Origin of the sequence: Kocuria tytonis, assembly GCF_003226895.2 — a bacterium.
GTDB classification, from domain to species: Bacteria; Actinomycetota; Actinomycetes; order Actinomycetales; family Micrococcaceae; genus Kocuria; species Kocuria tytonis.
Genome location: NZ_PNJG02000002.1, coordinates 18,628 through 39,258 on the forward strand (window position 1 = coordinate 18,628; position 20,631 = coordinate 39,258).

Annotated in this window: 20 protein-coding genes, 1 tRNA gene and 1 riboswitch; of the genes, 9 read left to right on the forward strand and 12 right to left on the reverse strand. The window is 70.9% G+C overall.

The window, feature by feature from the left end; translation table 11 throughout:
* The first annotated feature begins 7 nt into the window (after positions 1–7).
* Positions 8–883 (forward strand): aminotransferase class IV, encoded by an 876-nt coding sequence (locus C1C97_RS05965; protein ID WP_233542778.1) that lies wholly within the window; start codon positions 8–10, stop codon positions 881–883.
* Between the two features lie 18 nt (positions 884–901).
* Here C1C97_RS05965 and C1C97_RS05970 read toward each other — a convergent pair whose 3' ends face one another.
* The 10 genes from C1C97_RS05970 to C1C97_RS06015 all read right to left on the reverse strand — a co-directional run bounded on the left by C1C97_RS05970 (position 902) and on the right by C1C97_RS06015 (position 11,191).
* Positions 902–1,705 (reverse strand): energy-coupling factor transporter transmembrane component T family protein, encoded by an 804-nt coding sequence (locus C1C97_RS05970; protein ID WP_110918921.1) that lies wholly within the window; start codon positions 1,703–1,705, stop codon positions 902–904.
* Positions 1,702–3,375 carry an ABC transporter ATP-binding protein gene (locus C1C97_RS05975; protein WP_121030640.1) on the reverse strand — a complete coding sequence of 558 codons (1,674 nt, stop codon included), beginning with the start codon at positions 3,373–3,375 and terminating at the stop codon, positions 1,702–1,704. Before C1C97_RS05975 ends, C1C97_RS05970 begins: the two co-directional genes overlap by 4 nt.
* A complete protein-coding gene (locus C1C97_RS05980) occupies positions 3,372–3,998 on the reverse strand; it encodes an ECF transporter S component (protein ID WP_121030642.1) in 627 nt (208 codons plus the stop codon). The genes C1C97_RS05975 and C1C97_RS05980 overlap by 4 nt, the downstream gene beginning before the upstream one ends.
* A gap of 56 nt (positions 3,999–4,054) precedes the next feature.
* A riboswitch (TPP riboswitch) is annotated at positions 4,055–4,161 on the reverse strand.
* 102 nt (positions 4,162–4,263) lie between these two features.
* Positions 4,264–4,536, reverse strand: a complete 273-nt coding sequence (locus tag C1C97_RS05985) for a DUF4235 domain-containing protein (protein WP_110918918.1) — start codon at positions 4,534–4,536, stop codon at positions 4,264–4,266.
* 130 nt (positions 4,537–4,666) lie between these two features.
* On the reverse strand, positions 4,667–5,032 hold the full coding sequence (gene mnhG / locus C1C97_RS05990) for a monovalent cation/H(+) antiporter subunit G (protein ID WP_110918917.1): 366 nt from the start codon (positions 5,030–5,032) through the stop codon (positions 4,667–4,669).
* Complete coding sequence (locus C1C97_RS05995) at positions 5,029–5,292, reverse strand: monovalent cation/H+ antiporter complex subunit F (protein WP_407657265.1); 264 nt, start codon at positions 5,290–5,292, stop codon at positions 5,029–5,031. The genes mnhG and C1C97_RS05995 overlap by 4 nt, the downstream gene beginning before the upstream one ends.
* A 2-nt stretch (positions 5,293–5,294) precedes the next feature.
* Complete coding sequence (locus C1C97_RS06000) at positions 5,295–5,942, reverse strand: Na+/H+ antiporter subunit E (protein ID WP_110918915.1); 648 nt, start codon at positions 5,940–5,942, stop codon at positions 5,295–5,297.
* Positions 5,939–7,576: a Na+/H+ antiporter subunit D gene (locus tag C1C97_RS06005; protein ID WP_110918914.1), complete on the reverse strand. Its 1,638-nt coding sequence runs from the start codon at positions 7,574–7,576 to the stop codon at positions 5,939–5,941. The genes C1C97_RS06000 and C1C97_RS06005 overlap by 4 nt, the downstream gene beginning before the upstream one ends.
* Complete coding sequence (locus tag C1C97_RS06010) at positions 7,566–8,096, reverse strand: Na(+)/H(+) antiporter subunit C (protein WP_121030644.1); 531 nt, start codon at positions 8,094–8,096, stop codon at positions 7,566–7,568. The genes C1C97_RS06005 and C1C97_RS06010 overlap by 11 nt, the downstream gene beginning before the upstream one ends.
* Positions 8,093–11,191, reverse strand: a complete 3,099-nt coding sequence (locus C1C97_RS06015; RefSeq protein WP_110918912.1) for a Na+/H+ antiporter subunit A — start codon at positions 11,189–11,191, stop codon at positions 8,093–8,095. Before C1C97_RS06015 ends, C1C97_RS06010 begins: the two co-directional genes overlap by 4 nt.
* A gap of 192 nt (positions 11,192–11,383) precedes the next feature.
* Between C1C97_RS06015 and C1C97_RS06020 the strand changes: the two genes are divergently transcribed.
* A complete protein-coding gene (locus tag C1C97_RS06020; RefSeq protein WP_121030646.1) occupies positions 11,384–12,805 on the forward strand; it encodes an MFS transporter in 1,422 nt (473 codons plus the stop codon).
* 3 nt (positions 12,806–12,808) lie between these two features.
* Here the strand turns inward: C1C97_RS06020 and dcd are convergent, their stop codons facing one another.
* Positions 12,809–13,387: a dCTP deaminase gene (gene dcd, locus C1C97_RS06025; RefSeq protein WP_110918971.1), complete on the reverse strand. Its 579-nt coding sequence runs from the start codon at positions 13,385–13,387 to the stop codon at positions 12,809–12,811.
* 126 nt (positions 13,388–13,513) lie between these two features.
* On the opposite strand from dcd, the gene C1C97_RS06030 reads away from it, so the two are divergent.
* From C1C97_RS06030 to C1C97_RS06060, 7 genes are all read left to right on the forward strand, one after another.
* Positions 13,514–13,584: transfer RNA gene (locus C1C97_RS06030), tRNA-Gly, on the forward strand.
* Between the two features lie 100 nt (positions 13,585–13,684).
* Complete coding sequence (gene panD, locus C1C97_RS06035) at positions 13,685–14,137, forward strand: aspartate 1-decarboxylase (protein ID WP_110918910.1); 453 nt, start codon at positions 13,685–13,687, stop codon at positions 14,135–14,137.
* Between the two features lie 43 nt (positions 14,138–14,180).
* Complete coding sequence (locus C1C97_RS06040; RefSeq protein ID WP_121030648.1) at positions 14,181–15,101, forward strand: AEC family transporter; 921 nt, start codon at positions 14,181–14,183, stop codon at positions 15,099–15,101.
* Between the two features lie 129 nt (positions 15,102–15,230).
* The gene (locus tag C1C97_RS06045; RefSeq protein WP_199712203.1) at positions 15,231–16,547 is read left to right on the forward strand and encodes an extracellular solute-binding protein; all 1,317 of its coding nucleotides are present in this window, start codon (positions 15,231–15,233) and stop codon (positions 16,545–16,547) included.
* Positions 16,544–17,515, forward strand: coding sequence for a carbohydrate ABC transporter permease (locus C1C97_RS06050; protein WP_110918908.1), 972 nt, complete (start codon positions 16,544–16,546; stop codon positions 17,513–17,515). Before C1C97_RS06045 ends, C1C97_RS06050 begins: the two co-directional genes overlap by 4 nt.
* A gap of 6 nt (positions 17,516–17,521) precedes the next feature.
* The gene (locus C1C97_RS06055; protein WP_110918907.1) at positions 17,522–18,358 is read left to right on the forward strand and encodes a carbohydrate ABC transporter permease; all 837 of its coding nucleotides are present in this window, start codon (positions 17,522–17,524) and stop codon (positions 18,356–18,358) included.
* A 48-nt stretch (positions 18,359–18,406) separates the two neighbouring features.
* Positions 18,407–19,786 (forward strand): ABC transporter ATP-binding protein, encoded by a 1,380-nt coding sequence (locus C1C97_RS06060; RefSeq protein ID WP_233542779.1) that lies wholly within the window; start codon positions 18,407–18,409, stop codon positions 19,784–19,786.
* Between the two features lie 83 nt (positions 19,787–19,869).
* On the opposite strand, the gene C1C97_RS06065 is transcribed toward C1C97_RS06060, so the two are convergent.
* Positions 19,870–20,520 carry a hypothetical protein gene (locus C1C97_RS06065; RefSeq protein WP_121030650.1) on the reverse strand — a complete coding sequence of 217 codons (651 nt, stop codon included), beginning with the start codon at positions 20,518–20,520 and terminating at the stop codon, positions 19,870–19,872.
* Positions 20,521–20,631: the final 111 nt, after the last annotated feature.

The window sequence follows — 20,631 nt, forward strand, 5'->3', positions numbered from 1 at the left end:
CGCCCCCGTGACGGGCGAGCCCCGTCTCGTGGACCCCGGACGGCCGCACGTGGGCCTGGAGGACCAGGCTCTCACGCGCGGCGACGGCGTCTTCGAGACCATGCACGTCCTGGACGGCCGGGCCTACAAGTTCGCCGCGCACCACGCCCGGCTGTGCACCTCCGCGGGCATCGCGGGGCTGCCCGCGCCGTCCGCGCAGACCTGCCGTGCCGCCCTCGCGATGGCCCTCGACGCCGCCGGGCCCGGTTCCCGGGACACCGCCCTGGATCTGGGCGCGGAGCACTCCGTGAAGCTCAGCATCAGCCGCGGTGAGCCCGGCGGCGAGCCCTGGGCGTGGCTCACCGTGTCCCCGGTGCCCGAGCAGGCCTTCGCCGCGCGGCGTGACGGCGTGAGCGTGCTGCTGCTGGACCGCGGCCACGACCCCGCCGAGGACGCCGAGCTGCCGTGGCTGCTCCCCGGCGTGAAGACCCTGTCCTACGCCGTGAACATGGCGGCCGTCCGGCACGCGCGCGCCCACGGCGCCCAGGACGCCGTGTTCACCACCTCCACGGACCGCAGGATCCTGGAGGGCGCCACGTCGTCGGTGGTCTGCGCCCGCACCCGCGACGACGCCGCACCCACCCTGCTCACACCCGAACCCTCCCGGGGCATCCTGCCCGGCACCTCCCAGGCCCGGATCTTCGACACCGCGCGGCGGCACGGCTGGGGCGTGGACCACGGTCCCCTGTACCCGGAGGATCTCTTGACGGCGGACGCCGTGTGGCTCACGTCGTCCGTGCGGCTGGCCGTTCCGGTGACCGCGGTGGACGGGCACGAGATCCCCACCGACCCGGTCCTGACCCGCACGCTCACGGACTTCCTGGTGGGCTCCCCGCGGGGCTGAGTCCCCAGCGCGCGGCTCTCACTGCCAGATGAAACGGTGGGTGCCCAGCGCGAGGGACACCGCGAGCGCCCCCGCCGCGATGGCCACGACCGCGACCCCCACGAGGACGTCCACCCGACCGTAGTGCGGTGTGCGCGCCCACGTGCGCGGCCCCGCCCCGAAGCCGCGGGCCTCCATGGTCATGGCCAGGCGGGTGGCACGGCGCAGCGACTGCACGAGCAGCGTGAACGCCTGGCCCCCGAACTCCACGAGCACACCCCACGGGCCGCGGCCGCCGCCGGCCCCGCGCGCACGCCGGGCGGCGGCGAGGACGCTCCACTCGGTGATCATGACCTCCACGAGCCGCATGGCCGCCAGCGCGGCGAGCACGAAGCGCGCCGGGAGCCCGAGGGTCTGGGCGAGCCCGTCCGCGAGGTCCGTGGGATCGGTGGTCAGCAGCACGGTGATTCCCGGCAGGGCGATGGCCAGACCGCGCAGCGCGATGGCCGCCCCCGCCCCCAGGGACCCGGTGGTGATGGTGATCCACCCGAGGTGCAGCAGCACGGGACCGCCCGCGTCCGAGAGCATGGCCGTGCCCCAGCCGCTGACCAGTGCGGCCAGCACCACCGGCCACAGCCTGGTGAGCAGGCGCCACGGGCCCAGCCCCACCCCGGCGAGCAGCACGAGCTGACCCGCGAGCGCCACACCGTTGGTCACGGGGTCCGCGCTGAGCACGATCACCAGGGTGATGAGCAGGGCGCCCAGCAGCTTCACCACGGGATTCGCGCGCGCCAGCAACCCGGAGCGGGGGCCGAACATGGTTGGTGCCGTCGTGGTGCTCATGTCCCCAGCCTCAGTTCCTCGGCCTCGAGTGCCGCGATCAGGTCCCGATCGTGCGTCACGGCCACCACGGCCGTCCCCCGGTCCAGCTCCGCGACGAGCAGGTCCACGAGTTCCCGCCAGGTCCGTGCGTCCTGCCCGAACGTGGGTTCGTCCAGGATCAGCACGCGGGGTGCCGCCGCGAGCACCGTGGCCACGGACAGCCGGCGCTTCTGGCCCCCGGACAGGGTGAACGGGTTGGCGTCCGCGAGGTCCGCGAGACGCAGGCGGCGCAGCAGGTCGGCCACGCGCGCGGCGTCGTCGGCCTCCGACGGCGTCCCACCGCGCGTGCGGGCGGAGCTGCGGCCCGCGCGGCGCCGCAGCTGCCGCGGTCCGAACTCCAGCTCCTCGCGCACCGTGGGTCGCAGGAACTGGTGCTCGGGGTGCTGGAACACGGTCCCCACACGGGAGACCAGTTCGCCGCCGTCCCACAGGGAGGGATCGGGCGCCGCGCCCGCCGCGAGGGCCTCGGCGGCCCGCACCGAGCCCTCCGCGGGGACCAGCAGTCCGGCGAGGGTGAGCGCGAGCGTGGACTTGCCGGCCCCGTTCACACCCGTCACGGCGAGGGCCCGCCCCGCGCGCACGTCCAGGTCGATGCCCGCGGCGACGGGTCGCAGCTGCGCGTCCGGCCCTGCCTCCGGCAGCGGCTCGCCGTGCCGCCAGGCCCTGAGCGCACGACGGCGCCTGCGGGCGATGGCGCGCCGCGGCGGCTGGACGCGGGAGACCGCAAGGCCCCGGGCGGACAGCAGCACCTCGCCGGCTCCCGGGGTGCTTCCCGCGGGGTCCGGTGCCCCGGCGTGGTCACGGGGAGAGGTTTCGGGCCCGGCCGGCCCCGCGCCGGTGCGCGCCGGCGGGCGTGTGGTGGGAACCCAGCCCGGGACCCACGTGCCCTGCTCCTGGAGCAGCTCACGGGCGTCGTGCAGGGTCTGCCGGGTGGGGCCGTCGAAGGCCACGCGCCCGTGGTCGTCCAGCACGATGACGCGCTCCACCACCGGTTCCCACAGCGCCACCCGGTGCTCCACGACCACCATGGTGATCCCGTCCGCACGGACGGCACCGGCCACGGCGGCGCACAGCTGCCGTGCGCCGTCGTGGTCCACGCTGGCCGTGGGCTCGTCCAGCAGCAGCAGGCGCGGCCGCATGGCCATGACTCCCGCGAGCGCCAGCCGCTGCTTCTGCCCGCCGGACAGTGCCGTGGTGGGGTGCTCGAGGGGCAGCTGCAGGTCCACGCGGTCGAGGGCCTGCCGCACGCGGGGCCAGATCTGCTCCCGGGGCACGGCGAGGTTCTCGAGCCCGAAGGCGACGTCGTCCCCCACCCGCGAGAGGATCACCTGGGTCTCCGGGTCCTGGTGCATGAAGCCCACCACGCCCCGCGCGTCGCGCGGATCCACGCCGTCCACGGTGACACGGCCCGAGCCGGACTGCCCGTCCGGGTCCTGCTCGACCCCCGCGAGCGCCTGCAGCAGGGTGGACTTGCCCGCACCGGACGGCCCGAGCAGCAGCACCCGCTCCCCCGGTGCGATGGTGGTGCTGATCCCGGTGAGACTGGGGTCCTGCCGGCCCGGGTAGTGCCAGCCGAAGTTCTCGAGCCCGACCGCGACACCCGTGGGCGCGGGATCCGCCCGTGGGGTCATCGACGCCGCGCGGCGCCGGACGCGAGCGCGCCGAGCACCCCGGTGGCCTGCAGGGCACGCATCACGAACCACATCAGTGCCCCGGCGATCACGGCGCCGGACAGGGTGGTGAACACGGCGTAGACGAGCTTCTGGTCCGTGGCCCACTCGTAGTTGTACATGAGGTTCTCGCCCACGGCGAGGAACAGGCCGGAGACGGCGCCCGCCACGGTGGCCGTGAGCAGCCCGAACCTGCGGTAGCGGGTCAGCAGGAACACGAGCTCCACGCCGAGGCCCTGGATCAGACCGGAGATCACCACGGTCCAGCCGAAGTGCGTGCCCAGGAAGCCCTCCAGCACGGCGGCCAGCAGCTCGCAGAACAGTGCCGCACCGGGCCGGCGGATGATGAGCGCGCCGAGGGTCCCGGCCACGAGCCAGCCACCGGCGACCAGGCCGCCCGAGGGCGGGTACGCCACCGCACTCGCCGAGACGAGCGGGTACAGCAGGTTGGACCACATCCAGAAGATCACCGCGCACACCGCGGCGAGGACCGCGGCCACCACGATGTCCACCACACGCCACGAGTTGCGCCGGGTGCCGCGCCCCTGCGACGTGCCGGCGGACGTGTTTCGGACCTGCGTCATGAGGAAACCTCCTGAAGATTCCAGGAGGGGAAGAGCGGCGCGCCGTTGCGCGCGAGCCCTTGAGATGCTCGACTCCCTAGCGCCGGTACGAGCCGGATCAGGTTCGAGGGTCTGCGCTCGCGCGCACTCTCAGCGCCGCTGCGGCGCTCCCCTGTCGTTGAGCCACCAGTCTAGACCACCGCGGCGGGTGGGCGGGCACGTTCCGTGCCCGCCCACCCGCCGCGGTGACGGTGCGAGGTGCCGCGCGCGACGGCGCGGTGGGACCTCAGATCTCGGACTGCGAGCTCTTGGTGGACTCGTTGTCGTCGGACTGCAGCTTGGAGACCTGGCGGGAGATGCCCACCTTGATGACGGTGCCGACCAGGCCCGTGAGCAGGGCCCAGAGGATGATGTCCCGCCAGGGCTCGTCCTCGTCCGGGTTCTTGGCGGGGGGCTCGTTGCCCGTGACCTTCTTCCACACCGCGGAGAGCGCCTTGTTGGACAGCGCCACACCGCCCAGGGAAGCGGCCGTGCCCAGCAGGTCCATCGCCTTGTTCATGATGTTCTCCTTCGGTTCTCGGGAAGTGCCGCCGGCACCGGTGGCCGACGGCGCAGTGTTTCCTCACCAGCATACGAACCCGAGCGCGTGCCCGGGAGCACGGGGGCGGGCAACGCCGGGAATTATGTCCTCAGCGAGATTCCTCGTCCCCCGCGCGGGCCACCACGTCCCGCAGCTCGTCCGTCACCAGGTTCTCCTCGTGCAGGTGCTTGGAGCGGTAGGCCGCCCGGCCCACCATGTGCGCCGAGACCGGGACGGTGAGCAGCTGGAAGATCCACGCCAGGACCAGCAGGGGGATCATCCTGGGTTCCCCGCTCTGCAGCGCCACCGCGGTGAGCAGCAGCAGCAGCCCGAAGACCTGGGGTTTGGTGCCCGCGTGCATGCGCGAGAGCAGGTCCGGGAAGCGCACCAGACCCACGGCCGCAGCCAGGGACATGAACGCCCCGGTTACGAGGCACACGAGGGACACGACGTCGAGCACGGTGTGCCAGTTCATGAGCGGTCCAGTCCCACGTTGCGAGCCACCGTGACCGAGCCCAGGAAGCCCACGAGGGACACGATGACGAGCAGCACGATGTTGTCGGTGTGGTGGTGGTACACCATGTCCACGGCCAGTGCCGCGCCCACGATCGCGAGCAGCACGTCCGTGGCGATCACCCGGTCCAGCAGGGACGGACCCTTGGCCAGGCGGTAGATGGTGCCCGTGGCCGCGAGCGCGAGGATTACGCCGCACGCCCACACGGCGACGTCGAACATCGTCATGACCGCTCCTGTCCGCGGCCGTCCTCGGCCGCCTCCATGTTCTCGGTGGGGGACTCCACGGCACCGGACACCTCGTTGTCGTCGGGATCCCCCCGGACCGGCAGCAGGGCCAGGTCGTCACGCGTTCCCATGATCCTGATCCAGGCCGCCTCCGTGTCCAGGACGGACCGGCGGAAGGACGCCGCCTGCTCCGGGGTGGCGACGTCCAGCACGTGGAAGTAGAGGATGCCGTTCTCCCGGTCCACCTCCACCACCAGCGACCCCGGGATCAGCGCCATGGTGTGACCCACCGCCGTCATCAGCAGGTCGTTGTTCTGCCGCAGCCGCACCCCGAGCACCGCGTTGTGCACGCGGGGACCCTGGACCACCGCCACCCGGAACACGTGGAAGCTGGCACTGGCCACCTGCCGGACGAACGTGGCCAGGAAGAGCGCGAAGTGCAGGACGTTGAAGCGCCCGGAGAGCCGCACCGGGGGCAGGATCAGGGTGCGGGTCACCGCGAGCGCCAGGAGCAGCCCGAAGACCAGGTTCCCCGGGCGCCAGTCACCCCACAGCGCACCCCACACCACCACGAGCCACAGGACGAGGGGCAGCTCCGCCCGCAGGGAGTTGCGGGACTGCCGCCGGATCGCGGACGTGCTCACTGGTCCTCCTCACTGACGCCGCCCTGGCCCACCGGGGCCAGCACGGCGCGGACGTACCGGTCCGGGTGCGTCAGGTTGTCCGCCGCGCTGCCGGCGAGGTCGAACAGCGGGCCCGCGAAGACGGTGAGGAGGACACCCACCCCCACGAGGGCCGTGGTGGCGCCCACCATCGTCTTGGGCAGTAGGACCACGGGAGCCGTCCCGGAGAACGTGCTTCCCGGTTTGCCCGACACCACGCGCGAGGTGCGGGGGCGGTGGCCCTGGGCCGTGGTGGCCCGCAGGACGGGGTCCGGGTACTCGGCGTCCTCCACACGGCGCAGGAACACGCGGTTCCACACGCGGACCATGGCCATGAGGGTCAGCAGGGACACGAACACGGACACCCCCACCAGCAGGTAGTCCAGCCACGTGCCCGCCGCCACGCCCGCCTCGATCAGCCCGACCTTGCCCAGGAACCCGGAGAACGGCGGGATCCCACCGAGGTTCAGCGCCGGGACCAGGTACAGCACGCCCAGCACGGGCGAGATCCGGTACAGCCCCGCGAGCCGGTCCACGTTCGTGGAGCCGCCGCGGCGCTCGATCAGCCCCGCCACCAGGAACAGGCTGGTCTGGATCACGATGTGGTGGGCGATGTAGTAGACGACCGCCGCCAGCGCCTGGGGCGAGCCCACGGCGATGCCGAAGATCATGTATCCGATGTGGCTGATGAGCGTGAACGAGAGCATGCGCTTGACGTCGATCTGGGCGAGGGCGCCCAGGATCCCCACGAGCATGGTCAGCAGGGCCACCCACATCAGGAGGCCGTTGATCTGACGGCCGGGGAAGAGCAGGGTCTCGGTGCGGATGATCGAGTAGACGCCCACCTTGGTGAGCAGCCCGGCGAAGACCGCGGTGACCGGCGCCGAGGCCGTGGGATAGGAGTCCGGCAGCCAGAGGGACAGCGGGAAGATGGCGGCCTTGACCCCGAACGCGACGAGCAGCATGAGGTGCAGCTGCAGCTGGGTGCCCTGGGGCAGGTCCGCGAGCTTCACGGAGAGGTCCGCCATGTTCACGGTGCCCGTGGCGCCGTAGATCATGCCCAGGGAGATCAGGAACAGGATCGAGGAGATCACGGACACCACCACGTACGTGACGCCCGCCCGGATGCGCTGCGCGGAGCCGCCCATGGTGAGCAGCACGTACGAGGCGGTGAGCAGGATCTCGAAGCCCACGTACAGGTTGAAGAGGTCCCCGGCCAGGAACGCGTTGGACACGCCCGCCACCAGGAGCAGGAAGGTGGGGTAGAAGATCGAGATGGGGCCCTCGTCGTCGCCGCCGGCCACGCCCTCGCTCACCGCGTAGACGAGCACCGCGAGCGAGACGACCACCGAGACCACGAGCATCAGCGCGGAGAGCTGGTCCACCACCATGACGATGCCGTACGGGGCCGCCCACCCGCCCAGGTGCACCACCTGCGGACCCTGCTGCCACACGTCCACGAGCATCAGCGCGTTCAGCACCAGGGTGAGCACCATGGCCCCCACCGTCACGCCGCGCTGCAGCCTGTTGCGGTGCACGACCACGAAGTTCACGGCCGCCCCCAGGAACGGGATCAGGACCGCCAGGGGCGCCAGCTGCGCCAGCTCAGAACTCATGCCTGTGCCTCCTCTCGTCCCGGTGCAGCTTCTCGACCCTGTGGTGACCCGGTGATTCCGCGGCCTCTTCCTCGTTGTGGCGGGACGGCGTGAAGCGCGCGTCCGCGTGGTCGAACTCGGACGTGTCCTGCGGCATGGCGTCGTCGTCCTCGGCGTCGTACGAGGACTGCTGGGCCACGCGGCGGTCCTCGAGGTCGTCCTGGATCTCGTCCCGGCGGGCCAGGACCCACGAACGCCAGATCATGCTGAGCACGAAGGCCGTGGTGGCCAGGGAGATCACGATGGACGTGAGCACGAGCGCCTGCGGCAGCGGGTCCGAGTACTCGGAGCCGTCCAGGGACTTGTCATGGAGCGGGGCGGCGCCGGGCACCCCGCTGGTGTGCAGGATGAGCAGGTTCGCGCCGTTGGTCAGCAGCATGAGACCCAGCAGCACGCGGGTCAGCGAGCGCTCCAGCAGGAGGTACACCCCCACGGAGAACAGCACCCCCATGACCACGAGCAGGGTGAGATTCACGGTCATTGCCGCACCTCCGAGGCTTCGTCGCCGGAGACCATGGAGCCCGTGGGCACATCGGGGTCGTCGGAACGGGTGGCGGACATCGTGCGCCCGTTGCGGGTCAGGCGGATCCGCGAGCCGCGCCCGGAACGCTGCTTCCGGGCCTCCGCGGCGGAGCGCTCGATCCGCTCGTCGATCCGGCCGCCGAGCGAGCGCAGGACGTCCAGGACGAGGCCCACCACGATCAGGTACACGCCCACGTCGAAGATCACGGCGGTCACGAACTTCACGTGGCCGAAGACCCACATGTCCCACTCGAACGTGTAGCTCTCCATCACCGCGCCGCCGAAGAACACGGGTGCCACGGCGTACAGGGACGCGACGGCCAGACCGGCCCCCAGCATCCATCCCGCATTGACCGGGGTGGCGCGCTCGAGCTCGTACCGGCCGCCGGCGAGGTAGCGCAGGGTCAGGGCGAGGGACGCCATGAGACCGCCCGCGAAGCCGCCGCCGGGATCGTTGTGCCCGGCGACCAGCAGGTACAGGGACACCAGCATGAAGGTGTGGAACAGCAGCCGTGTGATCACCTCGAAGATGATCGAGCGCCGCTCCGGGGCCAGTGTGCGACCGGCCAGCAGGAACGGGTCCGCGTCCGGGCGGGACGTGAACCGGCGCGCCACCTCGAGCTGCTGCGTGACGGCCTGTGGCGAGTGCGCCGCGGAGTCCGCGCCGCGCAGGGCCTGCAGCTGCCGGGTGTCGAGCTGGTGGCGTTCGCTGCGCAGCCGGTCCCCGCGTCCCTTGACGAAGATCAGGGACGCGATGCCCGTGGCCGCCACCGTGAGCACGGAGATCTCGCCCATGGTGTCCCACGCCCGGATGTCCACCAGGATCACGTTGACCACGTTCGCACCGTGGCCCATCTCGTATGCCATGTCGGGCATGTCCAGGGAGATCCGCTCGGTGCCGCGGGAGGAGATGGAGAACACCGCGAGCGCCATCATGAACACCCCGAAGACCACCGCGAACACGGCGCGGAACACGCGGTGCCCGGCCTTGCGCCGGTTCCAGAGGGGTCCCGGCAGGGAGCGCAGGGCCAGCACGAAGGCCACGAGGGAGATGGTCTCCACGAGCATCTGCGTGAGCGCCAGGTCCGGGGCGCCGTGCAGCGCGAAGGTGAGGGCGAGGCCGTACCCGGTGACGGACACCAGCAGTACGGCCAGGAAGCGCTTGCCCGCGGTGAGCACGAGCAGCGCGGCCACGACCATGGCGATCCCGGTGACCAGCTGGGCCGGCGAGTCCGAGAGCCGGAACCCGGCCAGGGGCGGGGTCTCGAACCAGAACAGGGCCACGAGCGGCACCACGATGGCCGTCACGAGGATCACCGAGAGGTAGAACATCAGTGAACCGCGCTGGGTGCGCCCGGTCAGCCACACAGCCACGATGTCCAGCACGTTGATGGTCCGCCGGTACACGTAGTCGCCGGTGGGCAGGGCGGGCAGCCGCCTCTGGAACCCGGCCACCGGGCGGCGCGCCGCGTGCAGCAGCAGTCCGGCCGCGATGACCAGCACCGACAGACCCAGGGCCGGGGTCAGCCCGTGCCACAGCTCCAGGTGCACGTGGGACTCGGCGGCGTGCGGGAACAGCTGCCGGTAGGGCTCGATCCCGGCCTCCAGCGGCGCCGGGAACACCCCCAGCACCACGGTGGCCGCCGCCAGCACGATGGGCGCCATCAGGAACGCCCAGGACGCGGGTGTGAACTCGCTGATCACCGACTGCCCGTCCGGGGCGGCGTCGAGCTCCGAGAACCCGGCGGACTTGCGGGCGAATCCCCCCCACAGGAAACGTGCGCTGTAGCCGACCGTGAGCACGGAGCCCAGCACCACACCCACCAGGGCGACGAGAGCCAGGGGCTCCGGGAGGTGCTCCACGAACGCCGTGAGCACCGCCTCCTTGGACACGAAGCCCAGCAGCGGCGGGAGCCCCGCCATGGAGGCGGCACCGATCACGGACACCGTGAAGAGCTTCGGCGCCATCCGGCCCACCCCCGAGAGCCGCCGGATGTCACGCGTGCCGGCCTGGTGGTCGATGATGCCCACGCTCAGGAACAGGGTGGCCTTGAAGAGGCCGTGCGCCATGACCATGGCCATGCCGGCCATGGCGGTGTCCGCCGTGCCGAAGGCCACCACGGCGGTGATGAACCCGAGCTGGCTCACGGTGCCGTAGGCGAGGATCAGCTTGAGGTCGTACTGCTTCAGGGCCACCCACCCGCCGAAGACCATGGTCCCGAGCCCCAGGGTGAGGGTCACGGGCAGCCACCACTGGGTCTGCGCGAACCCGGGGGCCAGGCGGGCCACGAGGTAGATGCCCGCCTTGACCATGGCGGCGGCGTGCAGGTAGGCGGAGACCGGGGTGGGCGCGGCCATGGCGGCGGGCAGCCAGAAGTGGGTGGGGAACAGTGCGGACTTGGAGACCACACCGGCCAGCACCAGCACCACGGCGACGTCCACCGTGGTGGATCCCAGCATCCCGGGAGCGGCCGCCAGCACACCGGAGATCCGGTAGGTGCCCGCGGCGTGGCCCAGCATCAGCAGTCCCACGAGCATGGCCAGCCCGCCCGCGGTGGTGATGATCAGCGCCTGCAGGGCCGCGCGGCGGGCGGCCAGCTTGGTGCGGGAGTAGGAGATCAGCAGGAAGGAGAGCACGGACGTGATCTCCCAGAAGACGAACAGGACCATGAGGTCGTCCGCGGTGACCAGCCCGAACATGGCCCCCGCGAAGGCCACGAGCTGCGCCGCGAACTGCCCGATGTCCCGGGCGTCCGCCTTGAAGTACCGGGCGCAGTACGCCAGCACCAGGGCGCCCACGCCCAGCACCAGCAGGGACATCATATAGGAGAGGGCGTCCATGCGGAAGGACAGCGTGATCTCCAACTGCGGGATCCACTGCAGGGTGGTGGACCAGCCGCCGCCGTGGTACACCCGGGGTGCCTGGGTGCAGAGCCAGCCGAAACCCGCCAGCGGGGCCAGTGCCACCGCGTAGAAGCCCGAGCGTCCGGCACGCCCCACGATCGCGGGTGCGCACAGGGCCATGAGCCCGTGGAGGAGCAGCACCGGGACCATGGAACCTTGCCTTTCGGGCCGCGCACGACCCACGGGTGCCCCTGGCGGCGACACCGCCGAACGGGGTGGTGGGGAGGAAGGATGGGGAGTCCATCCTACCAAGGCGTGCTGTTGACGCGTGCCCGCACCGTCATGATCGACACACACCCGCCCGGCCCCGCCGCACGTGACCCGCGCCGTAGGGTGAACCCCATGACCGGTGAGCACTCGTCCACGGCCGCGCGCGACAGCCCCCGCACCGCGGCGCCGCCCGAGGGCGGCTCCCGCGCGCGCGTGCTGATGTGGTGCCTGTGGGACACCGGCACCACCGCCTACAACTCCGTGATGCTCACCTTCGTCTTCACGGTGTACCTCACCAGTGCACCCTTCGGCTCCTCCGAGCACACCTCCACCGTGCTGAGCGCGGCAATGACGGTGGCCGGTTTCGCCATCGCCCTGACGGCCCCGATCATCGGCCAGCGCAGCGACACACCCCACTCCCGCGCCACGTTCCTCACCGGGAACACGTGGGTGCTCGTCGCGTGCACCGCACTGGCGTTCTTCGCCCGTCCCGAACCCGCGTTCCTGTACCTGGGAGTGGGTCTCGTGGCCGCGGGCAGCGTGGCCCAGGAGTTCTCCACGGTCAGCTACAACGCGATGCTCCCCGCGCTGGCCGGGCCGCACCGCATGGGCAAGGTCTCCGGATGGGGCTGGGGCGCCGGGTACGTGGGCGGGATCTTCGCCCTGGCCTTCGTCCTGTTCGGCTTCGTGACCCCGGGCTTCCTGGGCATCCCCACGCACGACGCCCTGAACTACCGCGCCGTGGCCCTGTTCAGCGCGGCGTGGATCCTCGTGTTCTGCCTCCCGCTCATGCTCAGGTCCCGGTCCATGCCGTTCCGCTCCCACGACGGCGCCGTCCACGGTCCCTCCCCGGCCGCGACCCCCACGCTGGGCGGGCTGGCCGGGCCCCCGGTCCCCGAACCGGACGCCCCGCGGCACCGCCACGGGGTCCTGGGCGCCTACCGGGAGCTGTTCGCCACGATCGCCGGGCTGTGGCGAGTCTCCCGCGCCACGGTGTTCTTCCTGCTGTCCTCCGCGGTCTACCGGGACGGGCTGGCCGGGGTGTTCACGTTCGGCGGGGTGCTCGCGGCGGGCTCCTTCGGCTTCTCCCTCACCGAGGTCATCCTCTTCGCCATCGCCGCCAACCTGATCGCCGCGCTCGGCGCGTTCGTGGGCGGCTCGCTCGACGACGCCCTGGGGCCCCGCACGGTCATCACCGGGTCGCTCGTGGGCGTGATGCTCGCGGGCACCGTGCTGCTGTTCTGGACGGGCAAGCCGGCCTTCTGGGTGTGCGGGCTGGCGCTGTGCCTGTTCGTGGGGCCGGCCCAGGCGGCGTCGCGCACGTACCTGGGCCGACTCATCCCGCCCGGGCACGACGGTGAGATCTACGGGCTCTACGCCACCACCGGCCGCGCCGTGAGCTTCATGGCACCGGGGCTGTTCGGGATGTTCGTGTCCCTGCTGGGCGCGCAGATCTGGGGCATCCTGGGGATCCTCGTGGTGGTGGCGGTGGGCCTCGCCCTGCTGCTGCTCACGCCCAAGCCCCCGGAGGGGTTCACCACGGCGCACGTGTGAGGGCTACTCCATGGCCGTGCGGTGGAAGTTCACGTGGCTGCGCGATGCCGTGGGGCCGCGCTGACCCTGGTAGCGGTTGTCGTAGGCGCCGCTGCCGTACGGGTGCTCGGTGGCGGAGGAGAGCTGGAAGAAGCACAGCTGCCCCACCTTGGACCCGGGCCACAGCGTGATGGGCAGTGTGGCCATGTTGGACAGCTCGAGCGTCACGTGACCGGAGAACCCGGGGTCGATGAAACCCGCCGTGGAGTGGGTGAGCAGCCCCAGCCGCCCCAGGGAGGACTTGCCCTCGAGGCGCGCCGCGACGTCGTCCGGCAGCGTGACCTTCTCGTACGTGGCACCCAGGACGAACTCCCCGGGGTGCAGCACGAACGGCTCCTCCGGGCCCACCTCCACCAGGCGGGTGAGCTCCGGCTGCTCCTGCGCGGGGTCGATGTGCGCGTACTTGTGGTTGTCGAACAGGCGGAACCAGCGGTCCAGGCGCACGTCCACGCTCGCGGGCTGGACCATGGCGGGATCGTACGGCTCCAGGCGCACGCGCCCGGAGTCCAGCTGGCGGCGGATGTCGCGGTCGGAGATGAGCACGTGCTCCACGGTAGTCCACGGACTCGTGCGCCGGCGGTCCGCGTGAAGAACCCCGGCACGGGAAAGGTGTTGTACAGTGGTGGGCGTTCGATCGACAGCCGGGGAAGCCCGGCACGGCCGGACGATGCGGCTGTAGCTCAATGGTAGAGCGCACGCTTCCCAAGCCTGATACGCGGGTTCGATTCCCGTCAGCCGCTCCGCATCGCCACAGACGCCCCGGGCAGCCGCAACGGTCCCGGGGCGTCTCGCTTCGGGGGACCGCACCGGGCCGCCTCAATGACCGCGTCAGGAGCACTCATGCTGCGCACCATGTTCACCGGCAAGATCCACCGGGCCACCGTCACGCAGGCGGACCTGCACTACGTGGGATCCGTGACCGTGGACCAGGACCTGCTGGACGCCGCGAACATCCTCCCCGGGGAACTCGTGGCCGTCGTGGACATCACCAACGGCGCGCGCCTGGAGACCTACACCATCGCGGGTGAGCGCGGCAGCGGGGTCCTGGGCATCAACGGCGCCGCGGCGCACCTGGTCCACCCCGGGGATCTCGTGATCCTGATCGCCTACGGACTCATGGACACCGCGGAGGCGCGCAGCTACCGGCCCCGCGTGGTGCACGTGGACGAGCGCAACCGGATCGTGGCGCTGGGCTCGGATCCCGCGGATGCGGTGGTCGGGGACATGGTGCGCCCGCCCCGGTCCCGGGAGCACGAGCGGGCCCGGGAGGACGCCGCCGTCACCGGCCCGTGAGCCCGCCGGCCTCTCGAACCCTCCCCCGGCCGGAACCGCGCGCATGAGCGCGGTGGCCTCGGGGTTCTTCGTCGTGTGGGCCGTGATCGGGGTGGGCTACCTCGTCGGGCGGCTGCGGCTGCTCGGGCCCGACGGTCAGCGGGTGCTATCCGGACTCGCGTTCTACGTGGCGTCCCCGCCGCTGCTGTTCACCACGCTCTCCCGCGCGGACATCCACCACGTCTTCTCCGTGCCGCTGCTCGTGGCGGCGGCCTCCGCCTGGCTCACGATGCTCGGCTACGGCCTGGTCTCACGCCTCGCCCTCCGCAGGGATGCCTCCACCGTGGTCATGGGCTCCCAGGCGGCGGGGCAGGTCAACGCCGCGAACCTGGGCATCCCGGTTGCCATGTTCGTCCTGGGGGACGCCTCCCAGGTGGCGCCCGTGATGCTGTTCCAGCTCGCGCTGAACACCCCCCTGTACCTCACCGTGATGGACACCCTCACGGGTGGTGGGCGCCCCACGGCCGGATCCGTGCTGAAGAACATCATGACGAACCCGCTCATCATGGGCTCGGCCCTGGGCATCGCGTCCTCGGCCACGGGCACCGCCCTGCCGGACCTCGTGATTCAGCCCGTGCAGATCGTCGCGGGGGCCGCCGTTCCCGCCATGCTCATGGCGTTCGGCATCTCCCTGGTGGGTTCACGCCCGCTGTCCGATCCGGGCGCACGGTGGGACACGCTGCTCGCAGCAGTCGCCAAGGTGGTGGTCCACCCCGCCCTGGCGCTGCTGCTCGCGTGGGCCCTCGGCCTCACGGGCCCGGCACTGTACGCGGCGGTCATCATGGCCGCGCTGCCCACGGCCCAGAACCTCTACGTGGCGGCCGTGCGCTACGACCGCGCCACCACGGTCTGCCGGGACTCGGTGCTGGTCACCACCGTGGTCTCCATGCTCACGATGGCCGTGGCCGCCGGCTTCCTCGCCTGAGCCCGAGTCACACGCCCCATGTGACCCACGACACCCGTAGACTGTGCGAATGCTGAGTCGGTCACCGTCCCCGACGGGGCACCCGGACCGGATCCACCAGCACATGCGCTCGCCAGGGGAGGAACCACTGTGAAGTCCACTCACCACTCACGCAGGACCGGGAAACCGCGTGCCGTCCGCAGCGTCGCGGCCGCCGCGGCCGCGTCCGCCATGCTGCTCACGGGGTGCAGCAGCGGGGAGTCCGGCCCGCCCACCCTCACGTGGTACGTCAACCCGGACGACGGCGGTCAGGCCGTCCTCGCGAAGGAGTGCTCCGACGCCTCGGGCGGCAAGTACCAGATCCAGACGTCCCTGCTCCCGCGTGACGCCTCCTCGCAGCGCGAGCAGCTGGCACGCCGCCTGGCCGCCGGTGACGCGTCCATGGACATCATGAGCCTGGACCCGCCCTTCGTCCCCGAGCTCGCGGAGCCCGGCTTCCTGGCCAAGCCCCCGAAGGACGTCGCCGAGGCCACCACCGAGGACACCCTCGAGGGCCCCCTCAAGGGCGCCACGTGGAACGGCGAGCTCGTGGCCGTCCCGTTCTGGGCCAACACGCAGCTGCTGTGGTACCGGGAGTCCGCAGCCAAGGCCGCGGGCCTGGACATGTCCAAGCCCATCACGTGGGACCAGATCGTCAAGGCCGCGAAGTCCCAGGACAAGTACCTGGGCGTGCAGGGCACCCGGGGCGAGTCCATGTCCGTGTGGGTCAACGGTCTCGTGGAGTCCGGCGGCGGCCAGATCGTCACGGACGGTGAGGCCGGCCAGGACGCGAAGGTCAGCCTGGACTCCGAGGCGGGCAGGAAGGCCGCGGAGGTCATCGGAACCATCGGCAAAGAGGGTCTGGGCGGACCGGGTCTCGCCACCCAGGACGAGAACGCCTCCATGATCCAGTTCCAGGGGGACAAGGGGTCCTTCATGGTCAACTGGCCCTTCATCTACTCGGCGTCCAAGGCCGCGGTCAAGGAGGGTTCGCTCAAGCAGTCCGTGGTGGACGACATCAAGTGGACCACGTGGCCCCGTGTGGCCGCGGACAAGGAGTCCGCTCCCCCGCTCGGCGGGATCAACCTGGGTGTGGGCAAGGCGTCCCAGCACCAGGACCTCGCGTGGGACGCCGTGCAGTGCATCGTCTCCTCCGAGCACCAGGCCCAGTACTTCGCGACCAACGGCAACCCGCCGTCCTCCGCCAAGGCCTTCGACGACCCCGAGGTGAAGAAGGCATACCCCATGGCGGACACCATCCGGAAGTCGCTGGACGCCGCCAAGCCCCGTGCGCAGACCCCGTACTACAACGAGATCTCCAGCGCGATCCAGCAGAACTGGACCCCGCCCAGCGAGGTCACCGAGGACACGCCTCGTGAGACCACCGAATTCATCCAGGAAGTCCTGAAGGGAGATGCGCTGCTGTGAGCACCACCGTCGATTCGCGCGCTCGCGCGGCCGCGCCCGAGAAGCCCCGCAAGAAGAAGGCGCAGCTCTCGGACCGGGCCCGCTCCGAGCGGAAACTGGGGTGGCTGCTGGCCGGCCCCGCATTCGTGATCATGCTCCTGGTCACCCTGTACCCGATCGTCCAGGCCCTGTGGGACTCCCTGTTCTCCTTCCGGCTCACCGCCCCCGGTGACAAGGAGTTCGTGTTCCTGGGCAACTACGCCACGGTGCTCTCGGACATCGTGTTCTGGCGGGACCTCGGCGTCACGCTGCTGATCACCGTGGTGACCGTGCTCGTGGAACTCGTCCTCGGTCTCGCGCTCGCCCTGGTGATGCACAGCGCCATCAAGGCCACGCGCGGGCTGCTGCGCACCGCCATCCTGGTGCCCTACGGCATCATCACGGTGGTCTCCGCGTTCGCGTGGTTCTACGCCTTCGACATCACCACCGGCTACGTGAACCACTGGCTGTCGTGGCTTCCCATGATCGGTCCCGACTTCAACTGGTTCGCCTCCGCCGGGCCGTCCCTGTTCGTGATCATGGCCTCCGAGATCTGGAAGACCACCCCGTTCATCTCCCTGCTGCTGCTCTCCGGCCTCGCCCAGGTCCCCGGTGAGCTCTCCGAGGCGGCCCGCGTGGACGGCGCGTCCTCGTGGCAGCGTCTGGTCCGGGTGATCCTGCCGAACATGAAGGCCGCCATCATGGTGGCCGTGGTGTTCCGCGCGCTGGACGCCTTCCGGATCTTCGACAACGTCTTCATCATGACCCAGGGGCAGTACGGCACCGAGACGCTCTCGCTGCTCGCGTACCGCACGTCCATCGGTCGGCTCGAGATCGGCCTGGGCTCGGCCATCTCGGTGATCCTGTTCATTTGCGTGATGATCATTGCGCTCGTGGCCATCAAGGTCTTCAAGGTGGACCTCACCGGTGGCTCCGGAGAGGGGAAGTAACCCGCCATGTTGAGCACGAAACAGAAAATCGGCTGGACCGTCGTCTCGGTCCTGGTGCTGGTGTACGCACTGTTCCCGGTGCTGTCCATCCTGATGACCTCGTTCAAGTCCCCCGCGGACCTGAACGCCGGGACGTTCCTGCCCAGCAAGTTCGTCACCGAGAACTACGAGCAGATCTTCGTGGGTGACGCCAAGGAGCTCTTCCTCCCGGCGCTGCGCAACTCGATCGGCATCTCGCTGATCGCCACGTTCATCGCCGTGGTGCTCGCGACGCTGTGCGCCTACGCGATCGCCCGCCTGGACTTCCCGGGCAAGAAGCTCGTGCTGACCACCGCGCTTATGGTCTCCATGTTCCCGGTGATCTCCATCGTCACGCCGCTGTTCAACCTGTGGCGCCAGGTGGGTCTGTACGACACCTGGCTCGGCCTGATCATCCCCTACCTCTCGCTGACCCTGCCCATCTCCATCTGGACACTGGCGGCCTTCTTCCAGCAGATCCCGTGGGACCTGGAGCGGGCCGCCCAGGTGGACGGCGCCACCACGTGGCAGGCGTTCCGCAAGGTGATCGTCCCGCTGACCCTGCCGGGTGTGTTCACCACGGCGATCATCGCGTTCTTCATCGCGTGGAACGACTTCGTGTACGGGATCGGCCTGACCTCCACCTCGGCGGCCCGCCCGGTGCCCGCCGCGCTCGCGTTCTTCACGGGAGCCTCGCAGTTCGAGGACCCAGCCGGCGCCATCTCCGCGGCGGCGATCATCGTGACCATCCCGGTGGTGCTCCTCGTGCTGGCGTTCCAGCGCCAGATCGTCTCCGGTCTGACCCAGGGCGCGGTCAAGGGCTGAGCCCGGCCCTGCCCATTCCCGCTTAGACACAGTTAGGACTGACTCAACATGGCAGCAATCACCATGGAGCACCTCGTCAAGAAGTACGACGACGGCTTCCCCGCGGTCAACGACATCTCCATCGACATCGCCGACGGCGAGTTCCTGATCCTCGTGGGCCCCTCGGGCTGCGGCAAGTCCACGCTCCTGCGCATGGTCGTGGGCCTCGAGGACATCACCAGCGGCGACCTGCTGATCAACGGCGAGCGCGTGAACGAACGCCAGCCGCGCGATCGCAACCTGTCCATGGTGTTCCAGAACTACGCGCTGTACCCGCACCTGTCCGTGTACGAGAACATCGCGTTCCCCCTCCGGCTGGCCAAGGGCCAGTTCAGCGAGGACGAGATCGACCGCAAGGTGCGCGAGGCCTCCGCGACCCTCGACCTCGACGAGCACCTCGAGCGCAAGCCGGCCAACCTCTCCGGCGGTCAGCGCCAGCGCGTGGCCATGGGCCGGGCGATCGTGCGGGACGCGGACGCGTTCCTCTTCGACGAGCCGCTGTCCAACCTGGACGCCAAGCTGCGCGGCCAGATGCGCACCGAGATCGCCCAGCTGCAGCGCCGGATGGGGATCACCTCCCTCTACGTGACCCACGACCAGACCGAGGCCATGACCCTGGGGGACCGTGTGGCGGTGCTCAAGCGCGGTCAGCTGCAGCAGATCGCCTCACCGCGGGAGCTCTACGAACAGCCCGTCAACCTCTTCGTGGCGGGGTTCATCGGCGCACCGTCCATGAACTTCATCCCGGCGCGGGTCGACGGCGCGGTGTTCCAGACGCCCATCGGGGACATCGAGATCCCGGAGCGTGTGCGGGAGCGGATGGGCGGCGCCCCGGAGATCGTGCTGCTGGGGCTGCGCCCGGAGCACTTCGAGGACGCCAAGTTCGTGGACGAGGCCAAGGCGGGTCACGGCACCGTGTTCGAGGCCGAGTTCACGCACACCGAGTGGCTGGGCAACCAGCAGTACGGGTACATCCACTACCAGCAGGACGAGACCGTCCAGCACAAGCTCAACGAGCTGGCCCAGGAGCTGGACGCGGACGAGATGCCCGCCCAGGTCATCGTGTCCCTGGACGCCTCCTCCCGGATCCGCGGCGGGTCCACCTCCAAGATCTGGCTGGACAGCCGCCGGATGCACGTCTTCAACCCGGAGACCGGTGAGAACCTCACGCGCGACGCCGAGGCCGGCGCCGAGCTGACCCGCGAGGCCAACGAGGAGCGCAAGTCCGAGATCGAGCGCGCGCGGCAGCGCGACGGCGCCCGGACCTCGGAGCGCCGCTCGGGTCAGACGACGCGGACGGGCACCGCCGACCGCGACCGGGCGGGCGCCGTCGGCCACGACCGGGCGGGCACCGCGGACGGCGCGGGCGGCAGCAGCTCGGTGCGCTGACGGGCGGACCCGGCACGGAACGGAATGGCGGCCGGTTCCCCCGAGGGGGAGCCGGCCGTCGTCGTCCGCACGGGCGCCGCACCTCAGGGGGCGGTCGAGGCGAACGCCCACCACCCCAGCAGCCCGATGACCGCGACCAGAGCCAGGGAGGACACGGCGTAGCGCACCCGCGGGTAGCGCACGCGCCACGACACGAGCCGCGGCCAGTGCTCGCCGACCTGGGCTGGCGTGGCACGCTTGAAGTTCACGTGCTGCGCCCCGCTCGCACGGGCCAGCTCCTGGAGGGACTTCCCGTCCCACACGGTCCCGTCCAGGACCAGGGCGCAGCGGCCCTCGGCGGTCGCGAACCACAGCTGGGGGCGGCCCCGCGTCCGTCCCTCGCGGGGACGCGGCGGCAGCAGCGTCTCGACCGTGACCACCCGGGCGATCCGCTCGCGGGGCACCGCACGGAAGCCCACCCACCGGGAGACGAGCACGTGGTGGGCGGTGAGCACCGCGAGCGCGGGGCGCAGGTAGGCGTAGGACGCCACGAGACCCACGAGTGCCAGGAACCCCAGCACCGCCGTGGCGGGCCCCGCCGGGCGGCGGTAGTAGACGGCGGCCACGGCCAGCACCACCATGAGCAGCGGGGGCAGCGCCGCACCGATCCGGCGTCCGTACGAGCCGATGCGGGGGTGGAACACGTACTGTGGTTCCCCGTACCGGGGTGGGATCTGTCGGACGGTCTCTGCCATGCGCTGCCTTCGCGTTCTCCGGTGGGGGCGGGGCGGTCTCCGCCCGGTTCAGCCTACCCACCGCCGGATCCGGCGCGGGCCCGTCCCGAGCAGCAACCAACGTGAGGACCC

Bases quoted from the DNA above. Each gene is read 5' to 3' on its own strand.
- C1C97_RS06060 (WP_233542779.1), top strand. From the start codon at position 18,407: ATGGCAGCAATCACCATGGAGCACCTCGTCAAGAAGTACGACGACGGC.
- C1C97_RS06020 (WP_121030646.1), top strand. From the start codon at position 11,384: ATGACCGGTGAGCACTCGTCCACGGCCGCGCGCGACAGCCCCCGCACC.
- C1C97_RS06055 (WP_110918907.1), top strand. From the start codon at position 17,522: ATGTTGAGCACGAAACAGAAAATCGGCTGGACCGTCGTCTCGGTCCTG.
- C1C97_RS05995 (WP_407657265.1), bottom strand. From the start codon at position 5,292: ATGTTCGACGTCGCCGTGTGGGCGTGCGGCGTAATCCTCGCGCTCGCG.
- panD (WP_110918910.1), top strand. From the start codon at position 13,685: ATGCTGCGCACCATGTTCACCGGCAAGATCCACCGGGCCACCGTCACG.
- C1C97_RS05975 (WP_121030640.1), bottom strand. From the start codon at position 3,375: ATGACCCCACGGGCGGATCCCGCGCCCACGGGTGTCGCGGTCGGGCTC.
- C1C97_RS06040 (WP_121030648.1), top strand. From the start codon at position 14,181: ATGAGCGCGGTGGCCTCGGGGTTCTTCGTCGTGTGGGCCGTGATCGGG.
- mnhG (WP_110918917.1), bottom strand. From the start codon at position 5,032: ATGAACTGGCACACCGTGCTCGACGTCGTGTCCCTCGTGTGCCTCGTA.
- C1C97_RS06015 (WP_110918912.1), bottom strand. From the start codon at position 11,191: ATGGTCCCGGTGCTGCTCCTCCACGGGCTCATGGCCCTGTGCGCACCC.
- C1C97_RS05980 (WP_121030642.1), bottom strand. From the start codon at position 3,998: ATGACGCAGGTCCGAAACACGTCCGCCGGCACGTCGCAGGGGCGCGGC.
- C1C97_RS05985 (WP_110918918.1), bottom strand. From the start codon at position 4,536: ATGAACAAGGCGATGGACCTGCTGGGCACGGCCGCTTCCCTGGGCGGT.
- C1C97_RS06065 (WP_121030650.1), bottom strand. From the start codon at position 20,520: ATGGCAGAGACCGTCCGACAGATCCCACCCCGGTACGGGGAACCACAG.
- C1C97_RS06010 (WP_121030644.1), bottom strand. From the start codon at position 8,096: ATGACCGTGAATCTCACCCTGCTCGTGGTCATGGGGGTGCTGTTCTCC.
- C1C97_RS05970 (WP_110918921.1), bottom strand. From the start codon at position 1,705: ATGAGCACCACGACGGCACCAACCATGTTCGGCCCCCGCTCCGGGTTG.
- C1C97_RS06005 (WP_110918914.1), bottom strand. From the start codon at position 7,576: ATGAGTTCTGAGCTGGCGCAGCTGGCGCCCCTGGCGGTCCTGATCCCG.